This is a genomic window from Polaromonas sp. P1_G2 (assembly GCF_056405515.1).
Map to the genome: position 1 here is coordinate 1 of NZ_JBFUBY010000849.1, position 534 is coordinate 534.

Consider the following 534-nt stretch of genomic DNA (forward strand, 5'->3'; position numbering starts at 1 on the left):
GGCCAACACCGCATCGACCGCGCCCTTGCGATAGGTGCGCTGCATGGCCAACACCGCATCGACCGCGCCCTTGCGATAGGTGCGCTGCATTGTATCGACGCCGGAAATGCGGGTTTCGGCAGCGAAGGGAATGACAGCGTCGATCGCGCTGGCCGGCTCGGGAACGGCGAACTCGCCCTTGGCCAGCCCGATGATCGAGCGGCCCTCGGGCGTATCGTCGCCCTGGCTGGCAAGCATGGCCGCTTCGGCAAGCTCACGCGCCGTGACGCCCGGCACCGGCAGGAAATCGGTCGCCATGCGGTTGCCGAAGGTGATCGTGCCGGTCTTGTCGAGCAGCAGTGTGTCGACGTCGCCGGCAGCTTCCACCGCGCGGCCGGAGGTGGCTATGACATTGAAGCGCACGAGGCGGTCCATGCCGGCGATGCCGATCGCCGAGAGCAGGCCGCCGATGGTCGTCGGGATCAGCGTGACCAGCAGCGCCGAGAGCACGGTGACCGACAGGATGGTACCGGAATAGAGCGCGAGGCCGGCAAG

At 67.6% G+C, this 534-nt stretch carries 1 pseudogene; it reads right to left on the reverse strand.

Features of this window, described 5'->3' with window-relative positions:
- Nucleotides 1-534 (reverse strand): annotated as a pseudogene (locus AC1D0P_RS27955) (potassium-transporting ATPase subunit B); the annotation flags it as partial.